Genomic DNA, 26,649 nt, shown 5'->3' with positions numbered 1-26,649 from the left:
GCACTGTGCACCACACTCAAATTATCGCAAATGAGCAGCCTGAGCGCTCATCTCAAGCGGTCGACATTAACAAGGGTAAAGGAGAGGCTTATGTTTCGTTGGGGCATTATATTTCTGGTTATCGCGTTAATTGCCGCCGCTCTGGGTTTTGGCGGACTGGCTGGCACCGCTGCAGGGGCGGCGAAAATAGTCTTCGTCGTCGGGATTATTCTGTTCCTGATCAGCCTGTTTATGGGCCGTAAACGACCCTAGTGCTTAATCCGTAACGTTTTGTTGATACTAAGCCAGTCTAACGGACTGGCTTTTACGGTTTTAGCACAGGCAAAATTGCGTTACTTTGTTGCTCTATAATACAAAAAGAACAGGAAGGCAGAGGTGGGGCAGCGAATACCCGTCACGCTCGGCAATATAGCGCCGTTAACAATCAACACATTCCGCCCGGGCAGCATGGCACTGGTGTGCGAAGGTGGAGGACAGCGGGGGATTTTTACCGCTGGGGTGCTGGATGAGTTCATGCGCGCGCAGTTCAACCCCTTTGATCTCTACTTCGGCACATCCGCGGGGGCGCAAAACCTCTCGGCTTACCTCTGCAATCAGCCCGGCTATGGGCGCAAAATCATCATGCGGTACACCACGAAGCGCGAATTCTTTGATCCGGTGCGCTTTGTGCGCGGGGGAAACCTCATCGACCTCGACTGGCTGGTGGAGTCGAGCGCCGGGCAGATGCCTCTGGCACTGGATAACGCAGCGCAGTTGTTTGAAACGGGAAAAAAGTTTTACATGTGCGCCTGTCGCGGCGATGACTACTCGCCGGTCTATTTTTCGCCCACCAAACAAAACTGGCTCGATCTGCTTCGCGCCTCCAGCGCCATTCCTGGATTCTATCGCACGGGCGTCGAGCTTGATGGTATCAGCTATCTGGACGGCGGCGTCAGCGATGCGATCCCCGTTCGTGAGGCGGCGAAGCAAGGGGCAAAGACGCTGGTGGTGATCCGCACCGTCCCCTCGCAGATGTACTACACGCCACAATGGTTTAAGCGTATGGAGCGCTGGCTGGGGGAAAGCAGTTTGCAGCCGTTGGTCAATCTGGTGAAGCATCACGAAGCCAGTTACAGTGCAATTCAGCGCTTTATAGAAAAGCCGCCGGGTAAATTACGTATTTTTGAGATCTACCCGCCAAAACCGTTACAAAGCATGGCGCTGGGGAGTCGCATTCCGGCATTGCGTGAGGATTACAAAACCGGGCGTCTGTGCGGGCGCTATTTTTTGGCGACGGTGGGGAAACTGCTGGCGAAAAACCCACCGATAATCCGCCATACGCCGAAGATTGTGGTTCCCGGAAGGGTGGTGGTGCCCGCCGCTCCGGTGGCTAACGACGCGCAGGTGAAAACCATGAGTGGTGCGCCGCAGGCCAATGACACAGCGTTCAACAGTGAGGATCTGGCGTGAGTCGGTGTTTTATCGATACGCACTGCCATTTTGATTTTCCGCCTTTTTGCGGCGATGAAGTGGCCAGTATTCAGCGCGCTGCAGATGTCGGCGTCGGAAAAATCATCGTCCCGGCAACGGAGTCGGCGAACTTCTCACGCGTGCTGGCGCTGGCGGAACAGTTCCCGCCGCTGTTTGCCGCACTCGGCCTGCACCCCATTGTCATTGAACATCACACAGACGACTGCCTGGATAAACTCCAACAGATCCTGGATAAACGCCTACAGAAAGTGGTGGCGGTAGGGGAGATTGGCCTGGATCTTTACCGGGACGATCCTCAGTTCGCAAGGCAGGCGTTCTTGCTGGAGGCGCAACTGAAACTGGCGAAACGTTATGAGCTGCCGGTTATCCTCCACTCGCGTCGCACGCACGACACGCTGGCGATGCATCTTAAGCGCCAGAATTTGCCGCGAACCGGCGTGGTACACGGTTTCTCAGGAAGCCTGCAACAGGCGGAGCGCTTTGTTCAACTGGGCTATAAGATTGGCGTGGGTGGCACCATTACGTATCCTCGCGCCAGTAAAACGCGTGATGTTATGGCGCGACTGCCGCTGGACGCTTTACTGCTGGAAACGGACGCGCCGGACATGCCGCTGAACGGTTTTCAGGGGCAACCGAACCGCCCGGAACAGGCCGTCAGAGTGTTTGAGGTGTTATGCGAATTGCGCCCGGAGCCTGAAGAGGTGATTGCCGATGCGCTGTATCGCAATACAACGACGCTGTTTGATCTTTGATTGCCGGAGGGCGAACGCGCTGTACCTGTAGGCCCGGTAAGCGTCAGCGCCACCGGGCAATTCAGATTTAAAGATACAGCGCCGGGAAAATCAGGTTAGTCACGCCGCGCTCCTGCAAGGCGCTCGCCAGGGCTTTCACGTCGTCCGGCGTTGCGCTCGGCCATGCTTTGGCTTCGCCATACACTCCGTGGGCGTGGAAAGCATTCAATCGGATGGGAACATTTCCCAGCGTAGAAATAAACGCCGCCAGCGGGTCTATCTGTTGCAAATAATCAACCTGACCGGGAATGACCAGCAGCCGCAGTTCCGCCAGTTTGCCACGTTCTGCCAACAGTGAAATGCTGCGCTTAACAAGCGCATTATCCCGCCCGGTGAGCCGTTGGTGGCACGCGTTACCCCACGCTTTAAGATCAAGCATGGCCCCGTCACACAGCGGGAGTAATTTCTCCCAGCCGGTTTCGCTCAACATACCGTTGCTATCGACCATGCAGCTCAGATGACGCAGGTGCGGGTCGGCTTTGATGGCCGCAAACAGTTGCAGGATAAACGGTAATTGCGTTGTGGCTTCGCCGCCGCTGACGGTGATGCCCTCAATGAACAATGATGCTTTGCGGATATGACGTAATACATCGTCAATGCTCATCGTCTGCGCCATCGGCGTGGCGTGTTGTGGGCACATTTGCAGGCAGGTATCGCACTGCTTACAGACATCAGCCTGCCACACCACTTTCCCGGCAACGAGACTCAGCGCCTGGTGCGGGCAGTAAGCGACACACTCTGCGCAATCATTACAGCGTCCCATCGTCCACGGATTGTGGCAGTTTTTACAGCGCAGATTACATCCCTGTAAAAACAGGGCCAGACGACTGCCTGGCCCGTCCACGCAGGAGAAAGGGATAACCTTACTTACCGAAGCGCATCTGTTGTTCATGGCTTATCACGCGGGGTTGTCGTTCCAGAATACGTGTATTACGTGCGGCTTCTTCTCCCAGCCAGGTAGTGTTGGTACGGGAGCCTTCAGCGCGGTATTTTTCCAGGTCTGACAAACGCACCATATAACCCGTGACGCGCACCAGATCGTTGCCGCTGACGTTGGCGGTAAATTCACGCATACCCGCCTTGAACGCCCCAAGACAAAGTTGTACCAGCGCCTGCGGATTACGTTTAATGGTTTCATCCAGCGTCAGGATGTCGCTGATACCAGAGTGATACCACGCATGGTGCGGCGCGACGGTTTGCAGATGGGTGATGGGATCTGGTTCGTCGCCATAGGGCAGACGCGCGCCCGGCGTTGTGCCGATATCTGAACTGATCCCCGACTGCGCATGCAGCATCGCTCTTTGCTTCCAGCCGTGTTTTACCGGTGTCTTTTCGACAAACCCAGCCAGTTGCTCACTGATGCGATAACCCAGCGCGTTTGCGGCCTCATCTTTCCCATATCGCGCTTTCAACCCTGCTTTTTCACACAGCAGATTGACGGCTTCCGCCAGGCCATACATCCCAAACATGGGCACAAAACGTTGTGGATCGATCAACCCTTCCTGCACGAGGAAGCTATTCTCAAAGAAATGTGATTGTTCGTAGAGGAAGTCACAGCGGGCATCAATGATGGAAATTTGTTGCTGACAGTAGTGCGGTAGCGTGCGCGTAAAGAAGTCATCGACAGAAGTACTGCGCTCTGCAACGGCTTTCAGGTTAAGCCTGACCAGTGTGCTGCCGCCTCCGGCAAGGGGTAAAGAGTTGTAACAACTGACGACGCCATAACCGCCTTTTGTGAAAATTTTATCATTTTCAGGGCCGTTGGAAATATGGGGCTTACTGCATTCGCAAATATTTTTCGCCACTTCCAGCAGCAAATCATCCGGTGTAATTTGCGGATCATAAATAAACGTCAGATTAGGTGCTACCTGCTTTAGCTCTGCATCTGCGCGTAAAATTGCACGGGTGACAGGGGTATCGGCAGGGCCAATATTGGCATGCATAAACGCATCAGGAAGGGTTCTGTCGAGATAGCGCCAAAAACGTTTTATTCGAATGTCGATCTCTTCTTGTGTTAGAATTCTAACATATGGTTGCAGCAGCGTATCAAGCTGACCAAGGAAGACCGGCATCGATGTTACCGAGGGCACATGGTGGTACAGAATGGTGAGCAAGGATAATGCGTCATCCAAATCCTGCGCCCCTTCCAGTTCCAGCCACTGTGAACCGTTAGCCAGAAAACGCGCATAATCAGGCAATACATAGCGGGGTTTGAAGGGGGCATGTCCTTCAAACATATCGCAAATAACGCCGTCATCCAGCGCCTGGCGGGCATCAGCCGGGAGCGGCGGATAAGGCAGATTGTTCTCGGCCTCCAGCGCCAGGAAATGGCGTTTTTGTTCAGGGCTGAGCACCGGGCTGGCCACGATTTGCTGGCAACGTTGTTGCAGGGCGGTTTCGCTTGAAACAGGCATCTTCGCTTCCTTTTTGTACCGAAGGTTTAGCGCCATTGTAGAAAGTTACGCCACGATAGCTTTTGATCCTGATGCGCCTGTCGCATTCTCGTGGGGCCTGAAAAGGTCATTTATTTGAAGTTGATCGCATTAGAGTAATGCAAATTTGTACGTAGTTTTCATTAACTGTGATGTATATCGAAGTGTAATGGCGGATGAATGTTAGAATACTAACAAACCCGCAAGGTGAAATTTTATACGGCGATGCCGTTGGAGAATCAAATGACCGATTTAAAAGCAAGCAGCCTTCGCGCGCTGAAACTGATGGACCTGACCACCCTGAACGACGACGACACCAATGAAAAAGTGATCGCGCTGTGTCATCAGGCGAAAACCCCGGTCGGCAACACGGCTGCTATCTGCATCTACCCGCGTTTTATTCCCATCGCGCGTAAAACCCTGAATGCGCAGGGCACGCCGGATATCCGTATCGCGACGGTGACTAACTTCCCGCACGGTAACGACGACATCGACATCGCGCTGGCAGAAACCCGTGCGGCAATCGCCTACGGAGCAGATGAAGTGGACGTGGTGTTCCCGTACCGCGCGCTGATCGCGGGCAATGAGCAGGTCGGTTTTGATCTGGTTAAAGCCTGTAAAGATGCCTGTGCGGCGGCTAACGTGTTGCTGAAAGTGATCATCGAAACCGGTGAACTGAAAGAAGAAGCGCTGATCCGTAAAGCGTCTGAAATCTCCATCAAAGCCGGTGCGGATTTCATCAAAACCTCTACCGGTAAAGTGCCGGTAAACGCGACGCCGGAAAGCGCGCGCATCATGATGGAAGTCATTCGTGATATGGGCGTTGCCAAAACCGTTGGTTTCAAACCGGCAGGCGGCGTACGCACGGCTGAAGACGCGCAGCAGTTCCTCGCGATTGCCGACGAACTGTTTGGCGCTGACTGGGCTGATTCTCGTCACTACCGTTTCGGCGCATCCAGCCTGCTGGCGAGCCTGCTGAAAGCACTCGGCCACGGCGACGGTAAAAGCGCAAGCAGCTACTAAGGTGCTAAGTGCCTGATGGCGCTTCGCTTATCAGGCCTGCGACATATCACCGTAGGCCGTATAAGGCGTTAGCCGCCATCTGGCAAAACCGCCTGCAAACTCTTTTCCTCATGGAGGTTACCTTGTTTCTCGCACAAGAAATTATTCGTAAAAAACGTGATGGCCACGCGCTGAGTGATGAAGAAATTCGTTTCTTTATTAACGGGATTCGTGACAACACCATCTCTGAAGGGCAGATTGCCGCCCTGGCGATGACCATTTTCTTCCACGATATGACAATGCCAGAACGCGTCTCGCTGACCATGGCGATGCGGGATTCAGGAACCGTACTGGACTGGAAAAGCCTGAATCTGAACGGCCCGATTGTTGATAAACACTCTACCGGCGGCGTAGGCGACGTGACCTCCCTGATGTTGGGGCCGATGGTGGCAGCCTGCGGGGGTTACATTCCGATGATCTCCGGGCGTGGCCTCGGTCATACCGGCGGTACGCTCGACAAACTGGAAGCGATCCCGGGGTTTGATATCTTCCCGGATGACGCTCGTTTTCGTGAAATTATTAAAGACGTGGGTGTGGCGATCATTGGGCAAACCAGTTCGCTGGCACCGGCGGATAAACGTTTTTATGCCACGCGCGACATTACCGCGACCGTGGACTCCATCCCATTGATTACCGCCTCCATTCTGGCCAAAAAGCTGGCAGAAGGGCTGGATGCGCTGGTTATGGATGTCAAAGTGGGTAGCGGCGCCTTTATGCCAACCTATGAGCTTTCTGCCGCGTTGGCAGAAGCGATCGTCGGCGTTGCCAATGGCGCGGGAGTGCGGACAACGGCGCTGCTGACTGACATGAACCAGGTGCTGGCCTCCAGCGCAGGCAACGCGGTAGAAGTGCGTGAAGCGGTGCAGTTCCTGACCGGCGAATATCGCAATCCACGTCTGTTTGACGTCACGATGGCGCTGTGCGTTGAGATGCTGATCTCCGGCAAGCTGGCCCGTGATGATGCAGACGCGCGTACAAAACTGCAGGCGGTGCTGGATAACGGTAAAGCGGCGGAGATCTTTGGTCGTATGGTTGCGGCGCAGAAAGGGCCGACGGACTTCGTTGAAAACTACGCAAAATACCTGCCGACAGCGATGCTGAGTAAAGCGGTATATGCTGACAGCGAAGGGTTTGTTGGTGCAATGGATACCCGCGCGCTCGGCATGGCGGTAGTGTCGATGGGCGGCGGTCGCCGTCAGGCATCGGACACTATTGATTACAGTGTTGGTTTTACCGACATGGCGCGACTGGGTGACAGTGTTGATGGACAACGCCCGCTGGCGGTGATCCACGCGAAAGATGAGGCCAGTTGGCAAGAGGCGGCGAAAGCGGTTAAAGCGGCAATCAGACTTGACAACGAAGCGCCTGAAATTACACCGACAGTGTATCGTCGAATCACCGAATAGCGATATACTGATCTGATCGCTTTTTTGCAGCGCAAGATGTATGGAGAACAAGATGAAACGTGCATTTATTATGGTGCTGGACTCCTTTGGTATTGGTGCAACTGAAGATGCGGATCGCTTCGGCGACGTAGGTTCCGACACTCTGGGCCATATTGCAGAAGCCTGCGCCAAAGGCGAGGCTGACAATGGTCGTAAAGGCCCACTGAATTTGCCTAACCTGACCCGTCTGGGTCTGGCGAAAGCGCACGAAGGCTCTACGGGTAAAATCGCTGCCGGGATGGATGGCAACGCAGAAGTCATTGGCGCCTATGCGTGGGCGCATGAGCTTTCTTCCGGTAAAGATACCCCGTCGGGGCACTGGGAAATCGCTGGCGTGCCGGTTTTATTTGACTGGGGTTACTTTAGTGACCACGACAATAGCTTCCCGCAGGAACTGCTGGATAAACTGGTGAAACGCGGTAATTTGCCGGGCTATCTGGGCAACTGCCACTCTTCCGGGACGGTGATTCTGGACGAGTTGGGCGAAGAGCATATGAAAACCGGCAAGCCGATTTTCTACACCTCCGCGGACTCCGTGTTCCAGATTGCCTGCCATGAAGAAACCTTTGGTCTGGATCGTCTGTACGAGCTGTGCGAAATCGCCCGCGAAGAACTGACCGAAGGTGGCTACAACATTGGCCGTGTTATCGCGCGTCCGTTTATCGGCGACAAAGCGGGCAACTTCCAGCGTACCGGTAACCGTCACGATCTGGCCGTTGAACCGCCAGCGCCGACCGTGTTGCAAAAACTGGTCGAGGAGAAAGACGGTCATGTGGTTTCCGTGGGTAAAATCGCGGATATCTATGCCAACTGCGGTATCACCAAAAAAGTGAAAGCCACGGGGCTGGACGCGTTGTTTGACGCGACCCTGAAAGAGATGAAAGAAGCGGGTGACAAGACTATCGTCTTCACCAACTTTGTTGACTTCGACTCTTCCTGGGGCCACCGTCGCGATATCGCAGGATATGCAGCAGGTCTGGAACTGTTCGACCGCCGTTTGCCTGAGCTGATGGAGCTGGTTGGGGAAGATGACCTTCTGATCCTGACCGCTGACCACGGTTGTGACCCAAGCTGGCAGGGCACCGACCATACGCGTGAGCACATTCCGGTACTGGTTTATGGTCCGAAAGTGAAACCCGGTTCGCTGGGTCACCGTGAAACGTTCGCGGATATCGGCCAAACGCTGGCAAGCTATTTCGGCACGTCGGCAATGGACTACGGCAAAAACATGCTGTAAACCTCTTGCCCGGCGGCGTTGCGCTTGCCGGGGCTACTGAATCGTAGGCCGGGTAAGCGAAGCGCCACCCGGCAAAAAAACTTATAAGGGATCTGAAGATGGCAACCCCACACATTAATGCAGAAATGGGCGATTTCGCAGACGTAGTTTTGATGCCGGGCGACCCGCTGCGTGCGAAGCACATTGCTGAAACTTTCCTTGAAGATGTTCGTGAAGTAAATAACGTTCGCGGTATGCTGGGTTTCACCGGGACGTATAAAGGCCGTAAGATCTCCGTTATGGGTCACGGTATGGGTATCCCGTCCTGCTCTATCTACACCAAAGAGCTGATCACCGATTTCGGCGTGAAGAAAATCATTCGTGTCGGTTCCTGCGGCGCAGTACGTACCGATGTCAAACTGCGTGACGTGGTGATCGGTATGGGTGCCTGCACCGATTCCAAAGTTAACCGCATCCGTTTCAAAGATCATGATTTTGCCGCGATTGCCGATTTCGGCATGGTGCGTGACGCCGTTGACGCCGCAAAAGCCCTGGGCGTTGACGCTCGCGTTGGCAACCTGTTCTCCGCAGACCTGTTCTACTCTCCGGACGGCGAAATGTTCGACGTGATGGAAAAATACGGCATTCTGGGTGTGGAAATGGAAGCCGCGGGTATTTACGGCGTGGCAGCCGAGTTTGGTGCGAAAGCGCTGACTATCTGCACCGTATCCGACCATATCCGTACCCACGAGCAGACCACTGCCGCTGAGCGTCAGACGACCTTCAACGACATGATCAAAATCGCGCTGGAATCTGTACTGCTGGGCGATAAAGAGTAATTTTGTTTTGTACCCGGTGGCGCTCACGCTTACCGGGTAAAAAAGCCGGGTGGTGGCTTCGCCTTACCCGGCCTACAAAACCGTATTGATATTATCGAACCGCTTTCATAATCCACGCCGACAATTCCCGCAACGCGTTCTCCTGCTCCGGGAAATCCACTAACAGCGCATCACACGCCTGTTGCAGTACCTCTGAACGATACAGACAGCCTTGCAAACGAGTCGCCAACGCTTCCAGCGGTGCCGGGTTCAGACTATCGGTAAAGATCTGAGCACGGGTGATGAGGCCTTTCTCAACATCAAAATGCAGCTCCACGCCGCCCCAGCTAAAGCGTTCATCCAGCAAATGCGAAAACGCCGGTGCCTGACCAAAGTTCCATTCCCAACTGCTTTGACGGGCAAAGGTTTCGGCAAAGTTTGGCAGATCTGGCGCTTTATCCGGTGAAATAATTTCCGCTTCCACACGCTCGCCGTAGTGGGCGAAAAAGGCGTCGGTTATCGCCTCGCACGCCTGAGCGTGAGTAATACCCGGCAACAGCTCGACCAGATTCGCGACCCGCGCACGCACGGAAGTAATCCCTTTGGCTTCAAGCTTCTTCTTATCCGGATTCAGATAGTTCGCCAGACGACTCAGGTCTGCGTTGAGCAACAATGTGCCGTGATGAAAACCACGGTCTTTCGTTTCACGATAGGCGGAGCCGGACACTTTGCGCTCCCCATCGGCGGTTTTAACGATCAGGTCGTTACGCCCGGAAGCCTCGGCGGTAACGCCGAGTGAATTCAGCGCATCCAGCACAATGGCCGTAGAAATGGTTTTGTCGTATTCCGGCTTCCCCGCCATAAAGGTAAAACAGGTATTGCCGAGATCGTGGAATACCGCGCCACCGCCGCTGCTACGGCGCGCCAGACGGACGTTGTCTTCCTCCATGCGCCGGGTATTGCACTCCTTCCACGGATTTTGCGCCCGGCCAATAACCACCGTATCCGCGTTACGCCACAGGAACAAAACGCGCTGAGTGGCAGGCATCTGGCGGAAAATACACTCTTCGACGGCGAGGTTGAACCAGGGATCGTAAGAGTCTGAGATAAGTAAGCGTAGTGTCGACATGGCAGATTTCCTTTCTATAACTGACGTCTATAGTAATGCTAACGGACTGGCGCTGCACTTTCGCGACTTACGGCTCCTTTTTCTCGTTCTCATCCTCTTCGGGTACGGACTTGCTGGCGGTAAGCAGGAAGGGGGATTGTTGCCAGCGCGTGCGTTTGCCCTGAAGAAGGGTTCGGGTTAATACCACGCCAATAGCCAGTGACAAGAGCAGCATCAGGCGTAGAATATTGGTGGTATTGTCGACCTGCTTCGCTTCGGTGGCTAAGGTGTGCGTGTCGAGCGTCAGACGCAGATAACCCAGTGGGCCATTCTTCCCCTGAATAGGTTCGACGATCTGCTGGTTAAAATAGCCGCCGGCTTTTTTGCCGTCCAGCGCCAGCCTGTCGCGCACATTAACGCTTTCACCTGCACGGGTAATGAGATCGCCTTGCTCATCGTAAACTCCGGCATCCAGAATTCGGCTCTCTTCCGTTAGCTGGCGGAGCACAGCGGCGATACGTTTTTCATCTGGCGTTTCGGTGCGCATTAACGGTGCGATGTTGAGCGTCACCTGATGCGCCAGCGTACGAGCCAGTTCTTCCAGTTGCGGATTTCGTTGTCGCTGATGGTTTTGACTGAACCAGGACGCACCCTGCATCAGCGCGACAAGCAGTGCGAGACAGAACAATACAATCACTGCACGATGAAGCCGGAATTTGAGTTTTGCGCGAGCCATAATCCACCTGCTGAAAATTTGAGGCTTAATGTTGCCAGAAGCGATGGTTACAGGGTAGCCTCATGCGTTATTTTCCCCTGGATGTTTCCCGACCCGTACGATTTTACAGGAGCTTTAATGCCTAACATTACCTGGTGCGACCTGCCTGAAGATGTCTCTCTGTGGCCAGGTTTGCCCCTCTCATTAAGTGGTGACGAGGTGATGCCACTCGATTACCACGCAGGCCGTAGTGGCTGGCTGCTGTATGGTCGCGGGCTGGACAAGCAGCGCCTGACGCAATACCAGAGCAAGCTGGGGGCGGCGATGGTGATTGTCGCCGCCTGGTGCGTCGAGGATTATCAGGTTATTCGTCTGGCGGGCTCATTAACGCCGCGCGCCACAAAACTGGCGCACGATGCAAAACTGGATGTTGCTCCGCTGGGTAAGATCCCGCACCTGCGTAAGCCAGGCCTGCTGGTGATGGACATGGATTCCACCGCGATCCAGATCGAATGCATTGACGAAATCGCGAAACTGGCCGGTACGGGTGAAATGGTGGCGGAAGTGACCGAACGGGCGATGCGTGGGGAACTGGATTTTACCGCCAGCCTGCGTAGCCGTGTGGCGACGCTGAAAGGTGCGGATGCCGATATTCTACGCCAGGTTCGTGAAAACCTGCCCCTGATGCCGGGGCTGACGCAACTGGTGCTGAAGCTGGAAACGCTGGGCTGGAAAGTGGCTATTGCCTCTGGCGGGTTCACTTTCTTTGCACAATACCTGCGCGACAAGCTACGCCTGTCGGCGGTGGTGGCGAACGAGCTGGAAATCATGGACGGGAAACTCACCGGGAATGTGATTGGCGATATCGTTGATGCGCAATACAAAGCCAATACGCTGGCGCGCCTTGCGCAGGAGTATGAGATCCCGCCAGCGCAGACCGTGGCGATCGGCGATGGTGCTAACGATCTGCCGATGATCAAAGCGGCAGGGCTGGGAATTGCGTACCACGCCAAGCCGAAAGTGAATGAAAAGACGGAAGTGACTATCCGTCATGCCGATCTGATGGGGGTGTTCTGCATTCTCTCCGGCAGCGTGAATCAGAAATAACGAGGTAAACCGTGGCAAAAGCTCCAAAACGCGCCTTTGTTTGTAATGAATGCGGGGCCGATTATCCGCGCTGGCAGGGGCAATGTAGCGCCTGCAACGCCTGGAACACCATCACTGAGGTACGCCTTGCGGCATCGCCGACGGTGGCGCGTAACGAGCGACTCAGCGGCTATGCTGGTCATGCTGGCGTGGCAAAAGTGCAGAAGCTGGCGGATATCAGCCTTGAGGAACTGCCACGTTTTTCGACCGGTTTTAAAGAATTTGACCGCGTACTGGGCGGCGGTGTCGTGCCCGGCAGCGCCATTCTGATTGGTGGGAACCCCGGCGCGGGGAAATCTACGCTGCTGCTGCAAACGTTGTGCAAACTGGCGGAACAGATGAAAACCCTGTATGTCACCGGGGAAGAGTCTTTGCAGCAGGTGGCGATGCGCGCCCATCGGCTTGGACTGCCGACCGCGAATCTGAACATGCTTTCGGAAACCAGTATTGAACAGATCTGCCTGATTGCCGAAGAAGAGCAACCGAAACTGATGGTCATCGACTCCATTCAGGTGATGCACATGGCGGATATTCAGTCTTCGCCGGGCAGCGTTGCGCAGGTTCGTGAAACGGCGGCTTATCTGACTCGCTTTGCCAAAACTCGCGGTGTCGCCATCGTGATGGTCGGTCATGTAACCAAAGACGGTTCACTAGCGGGGCCCAAGGTACTGGAACACTGTATCGACTGTTCCGTGCTGCTTGATGGCGATGCCGACTCCCGATTTCGTACGTTGCGCAGCCACAAGAACCGTTTTGGCGCGGTCAATGAACTGGGCGTTTTTGCGATGACCGAGCAGGGGCTGCGGGAAATCAGTAACCCTTCCGCTATTTTCTTAAGCCGTGGTGATGAAGTGACCTCCGGTAGTTCGGTGATGGTGGTCTGGGAAGGTACGCGCCCTCTGCTGGTGGAGATTCAGGCGCTGGTCGATCACTCGATGATGGCAAACCCGCGTCGCGTTGCCGTTGGACTGGAACAGAATCGCCTGGCCATTTTGCTGGCGGTGCTGCATCGTCACGGCGGTTTGCAGATGGCCGACCAGGATGTATTCGTCAACGTGGTGGGCGGTGTCAAAGTGACGGAAACCAGCGCAGACCTGGCATTACTGCTGGCGATGGTGTCCAGCCTGCGCGACAGACCTTTGCCACAAGATCTGGTGGTGTTTGGCGAAGTCGGGCTGGCGGGGGAGATTCGCCCCGTGCCGAGCGGCCAGGAACGGATTTCTGAGGCGGCGAAACACGGTTTCCGCCGTGCTATTGTCCCGGCGGCCAATGTCCCGAAAAAAGTGCCGGAGGGGATGCAAATCTTCGGTGTCAAAAAACTCTCAGATGCGTTAGGCGTGTTTGACGACTTATAATTGCCTATATGTACTCGCCTCCCGGGCCTGAAAAGCGTCGCGCCATCAGGCATGGGGGGTGAAAGTGCCGGATGGCGACGATGCCTTATCCGGCCTACGATTTTTTCAGCAGGAGGCACCTTTGTCAGCGTTCGACTACTTAAAAACCGCCATTAAGCAAAAAGGCTGCACATTGCAGCAGGTGGCCGATTCCAGCGGAATGACCAAAGGGTATTTAAGTCAGTTGTTGAATGCCAAGATTAAAAGCCCCAGCGCGCAAAAGCTGGAGGCGCTGCATCGTTTTCTGGGGCTGGAATTCCCACGAATGCAGAAAAATATCGGTGTGGTGTTTGGTAAATTTTACCCCTTGCACACCGGCCATATCTATTTGATTCAGCGCGCCTGTAGCCAGGTGGACGAACTGCATATCATCATGGGCTATGACGACGCGCGTGACCGCGCCTTGTTTGAAGATAGCGCGATGTCACAGCAGCCGACGGTTTCCGATCGTCTGCGTTGGTTATTACAGACCTTTAAGTATCAAAAAAACATTCGTATTCATGCTTTTGATGAAGCGGGCATGGAACCGTATCCGCATGGCTGGGATGTCTGGAGCAACGGCATTAAGACGTTCATGGAAGAAAAAGGGATTCAGCCTAACTGGATATACACTTCCGAAGAGAACGACGCCCCGCAGTTTCTTGAACATCTGGGAATTGAAACCGTACTGGTGGATCCGAAACGCACCTTTATGAGCATCAGCGGGGCGCAAATTCGCGAAAACCCGTTCCGCTACTGGGAATACATTCCCACCGAAGTGAAACCGTTTTTTGTGCGCACCGTGGCGGTACTGGGGGGAGAGTCGAGTGGTAAATCGACGCTGGTGAATAAACTTGCCAACATCTTCAATACCACCAGCGCCTGGGAGTATGGGCGTGATTACGTCTTTTCTCACCTCGGCGGCGATGAGATGGCGTTGCAATATTCAGATTATGACAAAATCGCCCTTGGCCATGCGCAATATATTGATTTTGCTGTTAAATACGCCAATAAAGTGGCATTCGTCGACACTGACTTTGTCACGACCCAGGCGTTCTGTAAAAAGTATGAGGGGCGCGAACATCCTTTCGTTCAGGCGTTGATTGATGAATACCGTTTCGATTTGGTGATCTTGCTGGAAAACAACACGCCGTGGGTGGCTGACGGTTTGCGTAGCCTGGGGAGTTCGGTCGATCGCAAAGAGTTTCAGACGCTACTGGTATCGATGCTTGGGAAGAACAATATCGAGTTTGTACACGTCGAAGAAGCGGACTATGACTCGCGGTTCCTGCGCTGTGTGGAACTGGTCAAAGAGTTGATGGGCGAGCGGGGATAAAAAAATGGCCCTCCGCAGAGGGCCATTCAGATTACTTCGCGATACGCTTGTACTTGATACGCTTCGGCTCCAGCGCGTCTGCGCCCAGCGTGCGTTTCTTATACTCTTCGTATTCGGTGAAGTTACCTTCGAAGAATTCAATCTTACCTTCATCCTGATAATCCAGAATGTGGGTAGCGATACGGTCAAGGAACCAACGGTCGTGCGAGATAACCATCGCGCAACCCGGGAATTCCAGTAAGGCGTTTTCCAGTGCGCGCAGGGTTTCGATGTCCAGGTCGTTGGTCGGTTCATCGAGCAGCAGCATGTTGCCGCCAACCTGCAGCAGCTTCGCCAGGTGCAGACGACCGCGCTCACCGCCGGAGAGTTCGCCGACGCGTTTGCCCTGATCAACACCTTTAAAGTTAAAGCGGCCAACGTAGGCGCGGCTTGGCATTTCGGTGTTGCCGATCTTCATGATATCCAGCCCGCCGGAAACTTCTTCCCATACGGTTTTGCTGTTATCCATCGCGTCACGGAACTGGTCAACAGAGGCCAGCTTCACGGTTTCGCCCAGCGTAATGGTGCCGCTGTCTGGCTGCTCCTGACCGGACATCATACGGAACAGGGTAGATTTACCCGCGCCGTTCGGACCGATAATGCCGACAATCGCCCCTTTCGGTACGGAGAAACTCAGATCGTCGATCAGTACGCGATCGCCGTAAGACTTACGCAGGTTACTGACTTCAACGACTTTATCGCCCAGACGCGGTCCAGGCGGAATAAACAGTTCGTTGGTTTCGTTACGTTTCTGGTATTCGGCGCTGTTCAGCTCTTCAAAGCGTGCCAGACGAGCTTTGCCTTTGGACTGGCGGCCTTTCGCGCCCTGACGCACCCACTCCAGCTCTTTCTCAATGGATTTACGGCGAGCCGCTTCCTGAGAGGCTTCCTGCGCCAGACGTTGGTCTTTCTGTTCCAGCCAGGATGAGTAGTTGCCTTCCCACGGGATACCTTCGCCGCGGTCAAGTTCGAGGATCCAACCGGCAACGTTATCGAGGAAGTAACGGTCGTGGGTGATCGCCACAACAGTGCCTTCGAAGTCGTGCAGGAAGCGTTCCAGCCAGGCCACGGATTCGGCATCCAGGTGGTTGGTCGGTTCGTCGAGCAGCAGCATGTCTGGTTTTTCGAGCAGCAGACGGCAGAGCGCTACACGGCGACGTTCACCCCCGGAAAGGGTAGCGACTTTCGCATCCCAGTCGGGCAGACGCAGTGCGTCAGCAGCGCGTTCCAGTTGTACGTTCAGGTTGTGGCCGTCATGCGCCTGGATAATTTCTTCGAATTTACCCTGTTGCGCAGCCAGCTTGTCAAAATCAGCGTCCGGTTCAGCGTACTTCGCGTACACCTCATCCAGGCCTTTCAGTGCGTTAACCACTTCGGCAACCGCTTCTTCGATAGACTCGCGAACGGTGTGTTCCGGGTTCAGCTTCGGTTCCTGCGGCAGATAGCCAATTTTGGTGCCAGGCTGTGGGCGCGCTTCGCCTTCGATATCGGTATCGATGCCAGCCATGATACGCAACAGGGTCGACTTACCGGCACCGTTCAGGCCCAGTACGCCGATCTTAGCGCCAGGGAAGAAGCTCAGAGAAATGTTTTTCAGAATGTGACGTTTCGGCGGAACCACTTTGCCGACACGATGCATGGTATAAACGAATTGAGCCACGTTGGACTTCGCCTCTATGTTTATCGTGATGAATAAGAGTTTTCAAAGGCGAAGTGTAGCTGTTTTCACTGTCCAATCCCAGCTAGCAGATCTCACTCGCAGTAAAAGTAAAAAAGTGTCCGCAACGTGGCGCAAATGCTCATGACTGGTTAGCATAAATTTATTACGTGGCATGAAGCTGCATTGACGCACATTGATTAGAGGAAGAGCTTGTGGACAAAGCCAAACAATTTACCTGGCGTCTTCTGGCGACCAGCGTATGCCTGCTGACGGTGAGTAGCGTGGCAAGGGCTGATTCACTGGACGAACAGCGTAACCGCTATGCGCAAATTAAACAGGCCTGGGATAACCGACAGATGGATGTCGTTGATCAGATGATGCCAGGACTGAAGAATTACCCGCTATACCCCTACCTTGAATACCGTCAGATCACTGACGATTTGATGAATCAACCGGCCGTGACGGTCACCAACTTTGTTCGCGCAAATCCGACGCTGCCTCCGGCGCGCACGTTGCAATCGCGTTTTGTGAATGAGCTGGCACGACGTGAAGACTGGCGAGGGCTTCTCGCGTTCAGCCCGGAGAAACCCGGCACCACAGAAGCGCAATGCAATTATTACTACGCGAAATGGAATACCGGGCAACCCGAAGAGGCATGGACTGGCGCAAAAGAACTCTGGTTGACGGGAAAAAGCCAGCCGAATGCCTGTGACAAATTATTTAGCGTATGGCGGGCTTCCGGCACGCAGGATCCGTTGGCCTATTTAGAGCGTATCCGGCTGGCGATGAAGGCGGGCAACACGGGGCTGGTGACGGTGCTGGCCGGACAAATGCCCGCGCAATACCAGACGATTGCCTCTGCCATTATCTCTCTGGCGAATGATCCCAACAGCGTGATGACATTTGCGCGCACCACCGATGCGACTGATTTTACCCGTCAAATGGCGGCGGTCGCCTTTGCCAGCGTGGCGCGTCAGGATGTTGAGAATGCCCGACTGATGATCCCTTCTCTGGTGCAGGCGCAGCAGCTCAATGAGGATCAAACTCAGGAGTTGCGTGACATCGTCGCGTGGCGACTGATGGGCAATGATGTCACCGATGAACAGGCGAAATGGCGTGACGACGCCATTATGCGATCGCAGTCGACGACGCTGGTCGAACGTCGTGTCCGTATGGCGTTGGGAAATGGCGATCGTCGGGGTCTGAACACCTGGCTGGCGCGTCTGCCAATGGAAGCCAAAGAAAAAGACGAGTGGCGTTACTGGCAAGCCGATCTGTTGCTGGAGCGGGGCCGCGATGCGGAGGCGAAAGAGATCCTGCATGCGCTGATGCAGCAGCGGGGTTTCTACCCGATGGTGGCCGCACAGCGTTTAGATGAAGAGTACGTCCTGAAAATTGATAAAGCACCTGATAATGTTGATTCGGCGCTAACCCAGGGGCCAGAAATGGCGCGGGTTCGGGAACTGATGTACTGGAATATGGACAACACTGCGCGTAGCGAATGGGCGAATCTGGTAACCAGCAAAACCAAATCCGAACAGGCGCAACTGGCGCGTTATGCCTTCAACAACCACTGGTGGGATCTCAGCGTGCAGGCGACGATCGCCGGCAAGTTGTGGGATCATCTGGAAGAGCGTTTCCCGCTGGCTTATAAAGATCTCTTCACGCGCTATACCAGCAGTAAAGATGTTCCGCAGAGCTACGCAATGGCCATTGCGCGTCAGGAAAGCGCGTGGAATCCGAAAGTGAAATCCCCGGTGGGGGCCAGCGGTTTGATGCAAATCATGCCGGGCACGGCAACGCATACGGTGAAAATGTTCTCCATTCCGGGGTACAGCAGTCCGAATCAACTGTTAGACCCGGAAACCAATATCAATATTGGCACCAGCTACTTACAGTATGTGTACCAGCAATTTGGCAATAACCGCATCTTCTCCTCTGCGGCTTATAACGCCGGGCCGGGACGCGTACGCACCTGGCTGGGTAATAGTGCCGGGCGCATTGATGCCGTTGCGTTTGTGGAAAGCATTCCTTTTTCTGAAACGCGCGGCTATGTGAAGAATGTGCTCGCTTATGATGCTTACTATCGCTACTTCATGGGCGGGAAGCCGACGTTGATGAGTGACACAGAATGGCAGCGCCGTTACTGACCGCGTCGGTTGTGTTATGCTATCGTACTCGTTAAAGAGTACAATCAGGGGAAGCGAGTTCGTTTCCCCGAGCAATATGGCGATATTTTATGACCCAGCAATCTCCCTATTCAGCTGCGATGGCAGAGCAACGTCACCAGGAATGGTTACGTTTTGTTGAGCTGTTAAAACGCGCCTATGAACAAGATCTCCATCTTCCACTCCTGAGTTTGATGATGACGCCGGACGAGCGCGAAGCGCTGGGAACGCGCGTGCGTATCGTTGAAGAGTTGTTGCGTGGTGAAATGAGCCAACGTGAGCTGAAAAACGAACTGGGGGCGGGGATAGCGACAATCACGCGCGGCTCGAACAGCCTTAAGTCTGCGCCGGTCGAACTGCGTCAGTGGCTGGAGCAGGTACTGCTGAAAAACGGCTGACGGTTGGTTGCCGGAGGGCAATCTACGGTGAAATACCGCCTTTTTGTGGGCCGGTCAAGCGTCGCGCCGTCAGGCAAAATGCTATTGATACACCGCATTATGGAACGGACTTAACGCCAGAATCACCGCCTGGTGATAGACGCTGGCGCGGGTTAACGTTCCGGCGGTAAACACGCCAATCGCCCCCTCTTTACGCCCAATCTCATCAATGCCGGTATAGTGAGACATCACCGGGCCGAGCGCGTCTCCGGCCTTCACTTTCTCCAGAATGACGGCGGGTAATGGCAGGGTGGCTGAACGTGATTCCCCGCGCTGTTCGCGGTTTTCGATAACGACCCAACTGAAGGTACTGCCCTCATCAATACCCGCTTCAATGGCGACCCAAAAGTCAGCCTGCGGGCGCAGGGCGCGTGCGTTTTCTACCCGATTTCGTGCGCCAGCGCGCGTTTCCTGACTTCCAAAGGGCTGTTCTGGTACCCCGCTCTCGACGGAGACGGATTCAATATGGCAGGATCCTTCACCGAAGATCTCGTTAAATGCCTGCAGAATTGCCTGAATTTTGGCGGGATTGGTGGTTGCTGAGACAACATGGTGCATAATCAGATTTACTCAGAAAAGAATGTCATCGCAGTATAACGGATAAAAAGCATGTTACAGGTATACCTTGTTCGCCACGGTGAGACGCAGTGGAACGCCGAGCGACGTATTCAAGGCCAGTCTGACAGCCCGCTAACCGCTAAAGGTGAGCAACAGGCCGTGCAGGTGGGTGTGCGCGCCAAAGAGCTGGGCATCACTCACATTGTGAGCAGTGATTTAGGTCGCACGCGTCGCACGGCAGAGATAATCGCCCAGGCGTGTGGTTGTGATATCACCTTCGATTCTCGTCTGCGTGAGCTGAATATGGGGGTGCTGGAAAAACGGCACATCGATTCACTCAATGAAGAAGAAGAGAACTGGCGTCGCCAACTGGTTGATGGCACGGTCGATGGCCGTATTCCGGATGGCGAATCAATGCAGGAATTAAGTGAGCGCGTAAACGCGGCGCTGATGTCTTGCCTGGAACTCCCGCAAGGCAGCCGACCTCTGCTGGTCAGTCACGGTATTGCGCTGGGCTGTCTGGTGAGTACGATTCTGGGGCTGCCAGCCTGGGCGGAACGCCGGTTACGTCTGCGTAACTGTTCTATTTCCCGCATCGATTATCAGGAAAGTTTATGGCTGGCGTCTGGCTGGGTGGTTGAAACCGCAGGAGACATCTCACATCTGGATGCCCCTGCGTTGGATGAGCTACAGCGTTAACGACGAATCGGAATCAGGAATTCGCAGCGCAGGTTAATAGGGCGGTCGCCGGCTTTTGCATCATCTGCCGGGAAGTATCGCTCTATATCCTGCCCTTTACGGCGGGTCAGATTCAGCGTTGGCATGCAGGTACCGTAGACCGTCAGGATAAAGTCCTGAACACCGGTGCCCAACCCTTCATAAGTGAACATCACATATTCGCCACCTTGCAACAGGACTGGGTGTCCGGCCTGCACATAACCGTCGGCTTGCTCTCGCGGTAAGGCGGTGGTGTAAAACACTTCCTGCTCGTCATCTTTCTCAAGGCTTGGACGCGACTCGTTAAGTCCGTACAGCACCGGAGGGATGGTAGGCGCCTGGCTCAGGAAATCTCGCCAGAACTGAACGCGCATCTCGTGGCGGAAGTCGGAAATTTGTTCCAGCGAACAGGAATAACTCTGTGTAATGCCGAGCAGACTGGTGTCTTCCAGCGTAACAAACTGATGTTCAGGCAGGGTAAATTCGCCCAAACGCAGAGGAGGGCGGATCCCGAAGGAGCTCCACTCTGGAGAACGGCGATACAACGCTGGCGTTTGGGAGAACTGTTTCTTAAAAGCGCGTGTAAAAGTTTGTTGAGAATCGAAGCGGTATTGCAGAGCAATGTCCAGAATAGGACGCGCCGTCAGGCGCAACGCCACAGCGGATTTTGATAATCGACGGGCGCGGATATAAGCGCCGATAGCATGGCCCGTCACGTCCTTGAACATTCTCTGCAGATGCCACTTGGAATAACCCGCTTTTGCCGCCACATTGTCAAGCGACAGGGGCTGATCCAGATGACCTTCCAGCCAGATTAAGAGGTCGCGAATAATGCCAGCCTGATCCATAAAATATCCTCATCCTTTCAACAACGAGTACCTGACATCAGGTATTCGGATAATAGCATTTTTTGCTGTTTTAGCATTCAGTGTTTTTTTTGCGCATAAATGCTTTTTTTGGTCAGTCGAAAGCGTGATTATTGTAATCCTGTGATCTGTAAACATTTTATCTTAGAATGTTTAATAATTGCACAGCGTAACATTTAAAAATGGTAACAATATGAAATATAAGAGCTTAGTAATATCCTCAATTCTGCTCATGCTGACACAGGTTGCGCATGCAGAGCAGATTGGTTCGGTCGATACCGTCTTCAAAGTGCTGGGGCCTGACCACAAAATTGTCGTGGAAGCGTTTGATGATCCCGATGTCAAAAACGTCACCTGCTACGTGAGCCGTGCAAAAACCGGAGGCATTAAAGGGGGACTGGGACTCGCTGAAGACACCTCTGATGCCGCGATTTCGTGTCAGCAGGTTGGGCCGGTAGAACTGAGTGAAAGAATTAAAAACGGTAAGGCGGAAGGTGAAGTCGTCTTTAAGAAGCGGACTTCGCTGGTATTTAAGTCATTACAGGTTGTCCGTTTCTATGATGCGAAGCGCAACGCGCTGGCCTATCTGGCATACTCTGACAAGGTTGTCGACGGGTCGCCTAAAAATGCCATTAGCGCAGTACCCATTATGCCGTGGCGGGAATAACAGGGAAGTCTATGCAACAGGAACGGGTCTGGTTGGTTGAAGATGAGCAAGGTATTGCCGATACGCTTATCTATATGCTGCAACAGGAAGGATTTGCCGTCGAGGCGTTTGAACGCGGGTTCCCCGTACTGGAACAAGCGCGTTCCAGACTGCCTGATGTCATCATTCTGGATGTAGGATTACCCGATATCAGCGGTTTTGAGTTGTGTAGAAAATTGCTGGAACATCACCCGGCATTACCGATCCTCTTTTTGACCGCACGTAGCGACGAAGTGGATCGGCTTCTCGGGCTGGAGATTGGCGCGGATGACTATGTCGCGAAACCCTTTTCTCCACGGGAAGTGTGCGCCAGAGTGCGCACACTGCTTCGGCGCGTGAAGAAATTTTCAACCCCTTCACCTGTTCTGCGTATTGGGCAATTTGAGCTGAATGAACCTGCGGCGCAAATTGCCTGGTACGGTATGCCGCTCAACCTTACGCGCTATGAATTTCTGCTACTGAAAACGTTGCTGGTGTCACCGGGGCGCGTTTACTCTCGTCAGCAACTGATGGATCTGGTCTGGGCCGATGCGCAGGATTCCTATGACAGGACGGTCGATACGCATATCAAAACGTTGCGGGCGAAGCTTCGGGCGATCAATCCGGACGTCTCTCCCATTAATACGCATCGCGGTATGGGATACAGCCTGAGGAGCGCCTGATGCGCATTGGGATGCGATTGCTGCTCGGCTACTTTCTGATTGTGGCCGTCGCCGCCTGGTTTGTATTGTCGATCTTTGTGCAGGAGATAAAGCCCGGTGTGCGCAGGGCAACGGAAGGGACGCTGATCGATACGGCGACGCTGCTGGCGGCGCTGGCGCGGGATGATGTGCTCTCTGGCGATCCTGCACATGGACGACTGGCGCAGGCGTTCAGCCATCTACAGAACCGTCCTTTTCGCGCCAATATCAGCGGCATTAACAAAGTGCGCAATGAATACCATGTCTACATGACCGATACCCAGGGCAAGGTACTGTTTGATTCCGCAAACAAAGCGGTGGGTGAAGACTACTCCCGCTGGAACGATGTGTGGCTCACGCTTCGCGGGCAGTATGGCGCGCGCAGCACGCTGCAAAATCCGGATGACCCGGAAAGCACGGTGATGTATGTCGCCGCGCCGATTACCGACGGTAACACTATTATCGGCGTACTCAGCGTGGGTAAACCCAATGCGGCGATGGCGCCGGTCATTAAGCGTAGTGAACGGCGAATATTGTGGGCGAGCGCCATATTGTTGGGCATCGCATTAGTGATTGGCGTTGGGATGGTCTGGTGGATCAACCGCTCCATTGCCAGACTGGCGCGCTATGCCGATTCGGTAACCGAGAATCAACCAGTCGCCTTACCAGAACTGGGCAGCAGTGAGCTGCGTAAACTGGCGCAGGCGCTGGAAAGTATGCGTCTGAAGCTGGAAGGTAAAAACTACATTGAACAGTATGTGTATGCGTTAACCCATGAATTGAAAAGCCCGCTGGCGGCGATTCGCGGCGCAGCGGAGATCTTGCGGGAGGGGCCGCCTCCCGATGTGGTCGCGCGGTTTACCGGGAATATACTGACGCAAAACGCCCGCATGCAGGCGTTGGTCGAGACCCTGCTACGCCAGGCGCGACTTGAAAACAGGCAGGATATCGCGTTGACGCCGGTGGCTGTCGACCCGTTGTGGACGCAGGTGGGCGAGGCCCGCGCCATCCAACTGGCGGCAAAAAATATTTCGCTGCATATCAGCCCTTCGCCATTTGTGGTTTCAGCCGACCCGGCACTGCTGGAGCAGGCGCTGGGGAATCTGCTTGATAACGCGATCGATTTTACCCCTGTGCAGGGGGCGATTTTCCTGAAGGCGGAAGCCGATGCGGAGTACGTCACGCTCCTGATTTGCGATACCGGCAGCGGAATTCCCGATTTTGCGCTGCCGCGTATATTTGAACGTTTCTACTCGTTGCCGCGTGAGAATGGGCATAAGAGCAGCGGTCTGGGACTGGCGTTCGTGAGCGAAGTAGCCCGCTTACTCAAAGGCGAGGTCGCTTTGAAGAACCGCCCGGAAGGCGGCGTTCAGGCATCGCTGACACTTCACCGTCACTTCACATAACTTCAAATTCTCCCCACATAGCCTCTCTACTCTGCGGTCATTGCAAAGGAGAAAAGCTATGTTTAAATCCCCCCTGTTCTGGAAAATGGTCACGTTGAGTGGCGCGATATTACTGCTGTTGATTCCGTTGATGATGGTCAGACAGATAATCGTGGAGCGAGCGGATTACCGTAGCACCGTCGAGGATGCGATTCGTCAAAGTACCAGTGGGTCGCAAAAAGTGGTCGGCCCGCTGGTAGCGATTCCCGTTACAGAGCTGTATACGGTTCTGGAAAATGAGAAAGACGTTCAGCACAAGCGCAGCTACATCCATTTCTGGCTGCCGGAATCCCTGATGATGGAGGGAAATCAGAACGTTGAGTCCCGTAACATCGGTATTTATGACGCTCAGGTCTGGCACAGCGATTTGTCGGTGAAGGCGGAGTTTGATGCCTCTCGCCTGAGAGAATTAGACAGACCGAATATCACCCTCGGAAAACCGTTTATCGTGGTAGGCGTAGGCGATGCCCGGGGAATCGGTGTGGTGAATGCGCCGCAGGTGAATGGCACCGCGCTGGCCGTTGAACCCGGTACCGGACTTGCCGGCGGTGTGCAAGGCCTGCATATTCCACTGCCGGATGCGCAATGGGTAAAGACCAATCTGAGTCTGGCGTTTTCGCTGAATCTGAGTGGAACCGGGAGTTTTTCCGTGGTGCCGGTGGGGCGAAATAGCGAAATGACGCTGGTTAGCAACTGGCCCCATCCCAAATTCCTGGGCGATTTCTTACCGACCAGCCGTGAGCTGAGCGAGTCGGGTTTTCACGCAAAATGGCAGAGTAGCTGGTTTGCCAATAATCTTGGAGAGCAGTTTCCCGAGGTCGGAGAGACCGAAAAAATGGGCTGGTACAGCCTGCCGTCGTTCAGAGTCGCCGTCACCACGCCGGCCGATCAGTATCAATTAACCGACAGGGCGACAAAGTATGCCATTTTGCTGATTGCGCTGACGTTCATGGCCTTTTTTGTCTTTGAGACCCTGACGGCGCAACGACTGCATCCCATCCAATACCTGCTGGTCGGGATGTCACTGGTCATGTTTTACCTGTTATTACTGGCACTGTCTGAACACATTGGTTTTACGGCGGCATGGGCTGTGGCGAGTCTGGTAGGCGCGTTGATGAACGGTGTTTATTTACAGGCGGTGCTGAAAGGGTGGCGTAATAGCGTGGTGTTTACCCTGGCGTTATTGGCGCTGGATGGGGTGATGTGGGTACTGTTGAACTCCGCAGACAGCGCGTTGTTGCTGGGAACCGGCGTGCTCCTGTTGGCGTTGAGCGGGGTGATGTTCCTGACGCGTCATTTTGACTGGTATTCGCTTTCTCGCCCAAAGGCGAAAGAGTCCAAACCCGCGAGTGATGATGAATTGCGTATCTGGAAGTAGCTGCGGTGAGAAATGAAAAACGGCGCCAGGAGCGCCGTTTTTAATACCGGAGGTGTCAGGATTAATCCTGCAGGTCGCCGCAGAAACGGTAGCCTTCGCCGTGGATGGTGGCGATAATTTCCGGCGTATCCGGTGTTGATTCGAAATGTTTACGAATACGACGGATGGTCACATCAACAGTACGGTCATGCGGCTTCAGCTCGCGACCGGTCATTTTCTTCAGCAGTTCTGCGCGAGACTGGATCTTACCCGGGTTCTCACAGAAGTGAAGCATGGCACGGAATTCGCTGCGTGGCAGTTTATACTGCTCGCCATCAGGGCCAATCAAAGAACGGCTGTTGATATCGAGTTCCCAACCATTGAACTTGTAGCTTTCAACGCTACGACGTTCTTCGCTGACAGTCCCCAGGTTCATGGTACGAGACAGCAGGTTGCGCGCACGGATAGTCAGTTCGCGTGGGTTAAACGGTTTGGTGATGTAGTCATCCGCACCGATTTCGAGGCCGAGGATTTTATCGACTTCGTTATCGCGGCCCGTCAGGAACATCAACGCAACGTTAGCCTGTTCACGCAATTCACGCGCTAACAGAAGACCGTTTTTCCCTGGCAAATTGATATCCATAATCACCAGGTTGATGTCATATTCAGAGAGGATCTGATGCATTTCCGCGCCATCTGTCGCTTCGAATACATCATAGCCTTCCGCTTCGAAAATACTTTTTAACGTGTTGCGTGTTACCAACTCGTCTTCAACGATAAGAATGTGCGGGGTCTGCATGTTTGCTACCTAAATTGCCAACTAAATCGAAACAGGAAGTACAAAAGTCCCTGACCTGCCTGATGCATGTCGCAAATTAACATGATCGGCGTAACATGACTAAAGTACGTAATTGCGTTCTTGATGCACTTTCCATCAACGTCAACAACATCATTAGCTTGGTCTGGGTACTTTCCCTCTGGACCCGACAGTGTCAAAAACGGCTGTCATCCTAACCATTTTAACAGCAACATAACAGGCTAAGTGATACCGGACACCCAATAAAACTACGCTTCGTTGACATATATCAAGTTCAATTGTAGCAC

General features: G+C 54.1%; 25 protein-coding genes and 1 pseudogene. 18 read left to right on the top strand and 8 right to left on the bottom strand.

Annotation, left to right across the window (positions count from 1 at the left end; translation table 11 throughout):
* The first annotated feature begins 90 nt into the window (after positions 1 to 90).
* From ACO7SM_RS18375 to ACO7SM_RS18365, 3 genes are all read left to right on the top strand, one after another.
* Positions 91 to 252: a DUF1328 domain-containing protein gene (locus tag ACO7SM_RS18375; RefSeq protein ID WP_162380798.1), complete on the top strand. Its 162-nt coding sequence runs from the start codon at positions 91 to 93 to the stop codon at positions 250 to 252.
* A 123-nt stretch (positions 253 to 375) separates the two neighbouring features.
* Positions 376 to 1,449 (top strand): patatin-like phospholipase family protein, encoded by a 1,074-nt coding sequence (locus ACO7SM_RS18370; protein WP_490468699.1) that lies wholly within the window; start codon positions 376 to 378, stop codon positions 1,447 to 1,449.
* Positions 1,446 to 2,222, top strand: coding sequence for a metal-dependent hydrolase (locus tag ACO7SM_RS18365; RefSeq protein WP_490468698.1), 777 nt, complete (start codon positions 1,446 to 1,448; stop codon positions 2,220 to 2,222). The genes ACO7SM_RS18370 and ACO7SM_RS18365 overlap by 4 nt, the downstream gene beginning before the upstream one ends.
* A 67-nt stretch (positions 2,223 to 2,289) precedes the next feature.
* Here ACO7SM_RS18365 and ACO7SM_RS18360 read toward each other — a convergent pair whose 3' ends face one another.
* Positions 2,290 to 3,153, bottom strand: a complete 864-nt coding sequence (locus ACO7SM_RS18360) for a YjjW family glycine radical enzyme activase (RefSeq protein WP_490468697.1) — start codon at positions 3,151 to 3,153, stop codon at positions 2,290 to 2,292.
* The gene (locus ACO7SM_RS18355; RefSeq protein ID WP_490468696.1) at positions 3,125 to 4,675 is read right to left on the bottom strand and encodes a YjjI family glycine radical enzyme; all 1,551 of its coding nucleotides are present in this window, start codon (positions 4,673 to 4,675) and stop codon (positions 3,125 to 3,127) included. Before ACO7SM_RS18355 ends, ACO7SM_RS18360 begins: the two co-directional genes overlap by 29 nt.
* A 261-nt stretch (positions 4,676 to 4,936) precedes the next feature.
* Between ACO7SM_RS18355 and deoC the strand changes: the two genes are divergently transcribed.
* From deoC to deoD, 4 genes are all read left to right on the top strand, one after another.
* Entirely contained in the window at positions 4,937 to 5,716 is a 780-nt protein-coding gene (gene deoC / locus ACO7SM_RS18350; protein WP_490468695.1) for a deoxyribose-phosphate aldolase, read from the top strand.
* 122 nt (positions 5,717 to 5,838) lie between these two features.
* Positions 5,839 to 7,161, top strand: a complete 1,323-nt coding sequence (gene deoA, locus ACO7SM_RS18345) for a thymidine phosphorylase (protein ID WP_490468694.1) — start codon at positions 5,839 to 5,841, stop codon at positions 7,159 to 7,161.
* A 52-nt stretch (positions 7,162 to 7,213) separates the two neighbouring features.
* Positions 7,214 to 8,437 (top strand): phosphopentomutase, encoded by a 1,224-nt coding sequence (gene deoB / locus ACO7SM_RS18340; RefSeq protein ID WP_490468693.1) that lies wholly within the window; start codon positions 7,214 to 7,216, stop codon positions 8,435 to 8,437.
* Between the two features lie 98 nt (positions 8,438 to 8,535).
* Complete coding sequence (deoD, locus tag ACO7SM_RS18335; RefSeq protein ID WP_490468692.1) at positions 8,536 to 9,255, top strand: purine-nucleoside phosphorylase; 720 nt, start codon at positions 8,536 to 8,538, stop codon at positions 9,253 to 9,255.
* Between the two features lie 91 nt (positions 9,256 to 9,346).
* Here the strand turns inward: deoD and lplA are convergent, their stop codons facing one another.
* Together lplA and ACO7SM_RS18325 are read right to left on the bottom strand one after the other, a co-directional pair.
* Entirely contained in the window at positions 9,347 to 10,363 is a 1,017-nt protein-coding gene (gene lplA, locus ACO7SM_RS18330; protein ID WP_490468691.1) for a lipoate--protein ligase, read from the bottom strand.
* A gap of 67 nt (positions 10,364 to 10,430) precedes the next feature.
* A complete protein-coding gene (locus tag ACO7SM_RS18325) occupies positions 10,431 to 11,078 on the bottom strand; it encodes a YtjB family periplasmic protein (protein WP_490468690.1) in 648 nt (215 codons plus the stop codon).
* A gap of 117 nt (positions 11,079 to 11,195) precedes the next feature.
* Here ACO7SM_RS18325 and serB point away from each other — a divergent pair, with 117 nt between their 5' ends.
* From serB to nadR, 3 genes are all read left to right on the top strand, one after another.
* A complete protein-coding gene (gene serB / locus ACO7SM_RS18320) occupies positions 11,196 to 12,164 on the top strand; it encodes a phosphoserine phosphatase (protein ID WP_490468689.1) in 969 nt (322 codons plus the stop codon).
* 11 nt (positions 12,165 to 12,175) lie between these two features.
* Entirely contained in the window at positions 12,176 to 13,558 is a 1,383-nt protein-coding gene (radA, locus tag ACO7SM_RS18315) for a DNA repair protein RadA (RefSeq protein ID WP_490468688.1), read from the top strand.
* A 121-nt stretch (positions 13,559 to 13,679) separates the two neighbouring features.
* Positions 13,680 to 14,912 carry a multifunctional transcriptional regulator/nicotinamide-nucleotide adenylyltransferase/ribosylnicotinamide kinase NadR gene (gene nadR, locus ACO7SM_RS18310; protein ID WP_490468687.1) on the top strand — a complete coding sequence of 411 codons (1,233 nt, stop codon included), beginning with the start codon at positions 13,680 to 13,682 and terminating at the stop codon, positions 14,910 to 14,912.
* Between the two features lie 31 nt (positions 14,913 to 14,943).
* On the opposite strand, the gene ettA is transcribed toward nadR, so the two are convergent.
* Positions 14,944 to 16,611 carry an energy-dependent translational throttle protein EttA gene (gene ettA, locus ACO7SM_RS18305; protein ID WP_203358996.1) on the bottom strand — a complete coding sequence of 556 codons (1,668 nt, stop codon included), beginning with the start codon at positions 16,609 to 16,611 and terminating at the stop codon, positions 14,944 to 14,946.
* 212 nt (positions 16,612 to 16,823) lie between these two features.
* On the opposite strand from ettA, the gene sltY reads away from it, so the two are divergent.
* Complete coding sequence (gene sltY / locus ACO7SM_RS18300) at positions 16,824 to 18,761, top strand: murein transglycosylase (protein ID WP_490468686.1); 1,938 nt, start codon at positions 16,824 to 16,826, stop codon at positions 18,759 to 18,761.
* An 89-nt stretch (positions 18,762 to 18,850) separates the two neighbouring features.
* Positions 18,851 to 19,177 carry a trp operon repressor gene (gene trpR, locus ACO7SM_RS18295; protein WP_192610991.1) on the top strand — a complete coding sequence of 109 codons (327 nt, stop codon included), beginning with the start codon at positions 18,851 to 18,853 and terminating at the stop codon, positions 19,175 to 19,177.
* A gap of 81 nt (positions 19,178 to 19,258) precedes the next feature.
* Here the strand turns inward: trpR and yjjX are convergent, their stop codons facing one another.
* Positions 19,259 to 19,774 (bottom strand): inosine/xanthosine triphosphatase, encoded by a 516-nt coding sequence (yjjX, locus tag ACO7SM_RS18290; protein WP_490468685.1) that lies wholly within the window; start codon positions 19,772 to 19,774, stop codon positions 19,259 to 19,261.
* Between the two features lie 51 nt (positions 19,775 to 19,825).
* On the opposite strand from yjjX, the gene gpmB reads away from it, so the two are divergent.
* Positions 19,826 to 20,473: a 2,3-diphosphoglycerate-dependent phosphoglycerate mutase GpmB gene (gene gpmB / locus ACO7SM_RS18285; protein WP_490468684.1), complete on the top strand. Its 648-nt coding sequence runs from the start codon at positions 19,826 to 19,828 to the stop codon at positions 20,471 to 20,473.
* On the opposite strand, the gene robA is transcribed toward gpmB, so the two are convergent.
* Positions 20,470 to 21,339 carry an MDR efflux pump AcrAB transcriptional activator RobA gene (gene robA, locus ACO7SM_RS18280; RefSeq protein WP_490468683.1) on the bottom strand — a complete coding sequence of 290 codons (870 nt, stop codon included), beginning with the start codon at positions 21,337 to 21,339 and terminating at the stop codon, positions 20,470 to 20,472. The two genes, gpmB and robA, sit on opposite strands and share 4 nt — an antisense overlap.
* A 211-nt stretch (positions 21,340 to 21,550) precedes the next feature.
* Between robA and creA the strand changes: the two genes are divergently transcribed.
* From creA to creD, 4 genes are read left to right on the top strand one after another with little or no spacing between them, the layout of a single operon-like run.
* The gene (gene creA, locus ACO7SM_RS18275) at positions 21,551 to 22,024 is read left to right on the top strand and encodes a protein CreA (RefSeq protein ID WP_490468682.1); all 474 of its coding nucleotides are present in this window, start codon (positions 21,551 to 21,553) and stop codon (positions 22,022 to 22,024) included.
* Positions 22,025 to 22,035: 11 nt separating this feature from the next.
* The gene (gene creB, locus ACO7SM_RS18270; protein ID WP_490468681.1) at positions 22,036 to 22,725 is read left to right on the top strand and encodes a two-component system response regulator CreB; all 690 of its coding nucleotides are present in this window, start codon (positions 22,036 to 22,038) and stop codon (positions 22,723 to 22,725) included.
* Positions 22,725 to 24,149, top strand: coding sequence for a two-component system sensor histidine kinase CreC (creC, locus tag ACO7SM_RS18265; RefSeq protein WP_490468680.1), 1,425 nt, complete (start codon positions 22,725 to 22,727; stop codon positions 24,147 to 24,149). The genes creB and creC overlap by 1 nt, the downstream gene beginning before the upstream one ends.
* A 58-nt stretch (positions 24,150 to 24,207) precedes the next feature.
* Entirely contained in the window at positions 24,208 to 25,566 is a 1,359-nt protein-coding gene (gene creD, locus ACO7SM_RS18260; RefSeq protein ID WP_490468679.1) for a cell envelope integrity protein CreD, read from the top strand.
* A gap of 61 nt (positions 25,567 to 25,627) precedes the next feature.
* Here the strand turns inward: creD and arcA are convergent, their stop codons facing one another.
* Positions 25,628 to 26,344: a two-component system response regulator ArcA gene (gene arcA, locus ACO7SM_RS18255; protein ID WP_001194359.1), complete on the bottom strand. Its 717-nt coding sequence runs from the start codon at positions 26,342 to 26,344 to the stop codon at positions 25,628 to 25,630.
* A gap of 95 nt (positions 26,345 to 26,439) precedes the next feature.
* On the opposite strand from arcA, the pseudogene yjjY reads away from it, so the two are divergent.
* Positions 26,440 to 26,579: pseudogene (gene yjjY / locus ACO7SM_RS18250) on the top strand (YjjY family protein).
* The last annotated feature ends 70 nt before the right edge of the window (positions 26,580 to 26,649 follow it).

Source organism: Citrobacter sp. LJND-P06 (genome assembly GCF_058188415.1).
The sequence above is the reverse complement of the archived record's forward strand: the minus strand, read 5'-3'. Positions and strand labels throughout refer to the sequence as shown.

Bases quoted from the DNA above. Each gene is read 5' to 3' on its own strand.
- creD (WP_490468679.1), top strand. From the start codon at position 24,208: ATGTTTAAATCCCCCCTGTTCTGGAAAATGGTCACGTTGAGTGGCGCG.
- robA (WP_490468683.1), bottom strand. From the start codon at position 21,339: ATGGATCAGGCTGGCATTATTCGCGACCTCTTAATCTGGCTGGAAGGT.
- creB (WP_490468681.1), top strand. From the start codon at position 22,036: ATGCAACAGGAACGGGTCTGGTTGGTTGAAGATGAGCAAGGTATTGCC.
- gpmB (WP_490468684.1), top strand. From the start codon at position 19,826: ATGTTACAGGTATACCTTGTTCGCCACGGTGAGACGCAGTGGAACGCC.
- deoB (WP_490468693.1), top strand. From the start codon at position 7,214: ATGAAACGTGCATTTATTATGGTGCTGGACTCCTTTGGTATTGGTGCA.
- deoD (WP_490468692.1), top strand. From the start codon at position 8,536: ATGGCAACCCCACACATTAATGCAGAAATGGGCGATTTCGCAGACGTA.
- lplA (WP_490468691.1), bottom strand. From the start codon at position 10,363: ATGTCGACACTACGCTTACTTATCTCAGACTCTTACGATCCCTGGTTC.
- serB (WP_490468689.1), top strand. From the start codon at position 11,196: ATGCCTAACATTACCTGGTGCGACCTGCCTGAAGATGTCTCTCTGTGG.
- deoC (WP_490468695.1), top strand. From the start codon at position 4,937: ATGACCGATTTAAAAGCAAGCAGCCTTCGCGCGCTGAAACTGATGGAC.
- ACO7SM_RS18375 (WP_162380798.1), top strand. From the start codon at position 91: ATGTTTCGTTGGGGCATTATATTTCTGGTTATCGCGTTAATTGCCGCC.
- yjjX (WP_490468685.1), bottom strand. From the start codon at position 19,774: ATGCACCATGTTGTCTCAGCAACCACCAATCCCGCCAAAATTCAGGCA.
- trpR (WP_192610991.1), top strand. From the start codon at position 18,851: ATGACCCAGCAATCTCCCTATTCAGCTGCGATGGCAGAGCAACGTCAC.
- creC (WP_490468680.1), top strand. From the start codon at position 22,725: ATGCGCATTGGGATGCGATTGCTGCTCGGCTACTTTCTGATTGTGGCC.
- ACO7SM_RS18360 (WP_490468697.1), bottom strand. From the start codon at position 3,153: ATGAACAACAGATGCGCTTCGGTAAGTAAGGTTATCCCTTTCTCCTGC.
- ACO7SM_RS18355 (WP_490468696.1), bottom strand. From the start codon at position 4,675: ATGCCTGTTTCAAGCGAAACCGCCCTGCAACAACGTTGCCAGCAAATC.
- ACO7SM_RS18325 (WP_490468690.1), bottom strand. From the start codon at position 11,078: ATGGCTCGCGCAAAACTCAAATTCCGGCTTCATCGTGCAGTGATTGTA.
- creA (WP_490468682.1), top strand. From the start codon at position 21,551: ATGAAATATAAGAGCTTAGTAATATCCTCAATTCTGCTCATGCTGACA.
- arcA (WP_001194359.1), bottom strand. From the start codon at position 26,344: ATGCAGACCCCGCACATTCTTATCGTTGAAGACGAGTTGGTAACACGC.